General features: G+C 66.9%; 1 protein-coding gene. It reads right to left on the bottom strand.

Annotated features, from left to right (window positions below):
• A partial coding sequence (locus ACWDKQ_RS36090) for a hypothetical protein (protein WP_450143227.1) occupies positions 1 to 1,521 on the bottom strand: 1,521 nt, incomplete at its 3' end.
• Positions 1,522 to 1,537 lie beyond the last annotated feature (16 nt).

Below are 1,537 nucleotides of genomic sequence, written 5' to 3'. Positions count from 1 at the left end.
CACAGGCACCGCACCACCGTCCGGATCCGCGACCGCCGCAGACCCGGGTGTGCCAGTCTCCGGTAGCGCGGCATCCCAGGACATACCCGAACCATCCACACCAGGACTGTCCGCACCAGGGCTGTCCGCACTAGTACTGTCCGCACTAGATACTCCGGCCATGCCGGGAGCGTCCATACCAGACTTTCCGGCCACGCCATGCACCCCGGGCACGGCCTGATCGCCACCGGCAACCCGGCTGTACGGCGGAGGCGGCGTCACCGACCGGTCCGGACCAAAACCCAGTTCCTCATAAGGATATGCAGGTGGCGGCGTACCCGGCCGGTGCTGCCCGTAGCCCCGCACCGCCGGAACACCACCCGTTGCGTCCCCGCCCCTCACACTGCTACCAGCACCGCCCTTAACGTCCTTAACGTCCTTGCCGTCCTTGCCGTCCTTGCCGTCCTTGCCGTCCTTGCCGTCCACGGCAGCGGACACCACGGGGTCTTTGCCGGAGGGCACCGGCATCGCAGCCGAATCCACCGGCCCGACCGGGAAAACAGAGTCCGCATCGGACGGCTTCGAGACATCGGACAGCTTCGAAGCATCGGACGGCTTCGAGGTATCGGAGGAATCGGACGTGTTGTCCTTGCCCGGGGAGCTAGGGGTATTCCCTGTCTGCGACCCAGGCCCTGCCCCCAGTAGCGGGGTTTTCTCCCCTCCGAGCCCGCCACCATCGGTGGTCTCGGTAGTACTGTCGCCCTCACGCTGGCTGGTGTCGTCGAGGTAGGGGCTCGGGCCTTGCGGGTGCAGTTTGCCCCGCCACGCCAAGCCCGCCAGAGTGCCCACACCGCTGGACACCGACTCGGACACGCCCGCCGTCACCGAGAACGGGTTCCAGGTCACTTCCTGGCCCGTGGCCGCTAGATACCCGACCTCGCCGAACAACTCGCCCAGGCCGTCGGATAACGCCTCCCCGATCCCGCTGCCGAACCGCGCCGACCACATGCCCCGCACCGACATCCCCGCGTAATGATCCAGGTGCTCCCCCACCACGTCGGCGAAGCGGGCCATCGCCGACACCGGATACTTCTCCGCGTGCTTGTCCACCGCTTTCCTGGCCGCCGCCTCCAGGATCTTCTCGTCCACCTCATCGCCGAGCCCCCGCACCAGCACCTTCGTCAGTGCGTTGCCGACCAGTCCGCCTACCGCCGACAACGGCAGCGACACCAACGCCGAGAACGCCCCCATCCTCGCCGACTGCTCGGAGAGCTTCCCGTCCCACTTCTGGGCTGATTTCTCACCCAGCATCTGTATCTGGGCTTGCAGATCCGGTACCACGTTGAACGCCACCCCACCGGCCGCCGCCATCGCCAGCCGCATGAACAACTGGCCCCACCACCGCGACAACAACAACCGCATCACCGCCATCCGCGCCGCCAGCCACGCCATCGACGCACCCCCGGTCGCTCCCGCCCACGCCACCGCCCACGCCATCTCCAACAACAACAATTCCAGACCATAAATCGTCACCAGCTTCAAATACCGCACCTGCCGC

It is taken from the genome of Saccharopolyspora sp. NPDC000995, assembly GCF_053599315.1.
This window is presented reverse-complemented; position numbering and strand designations above follow the sequence as displayed.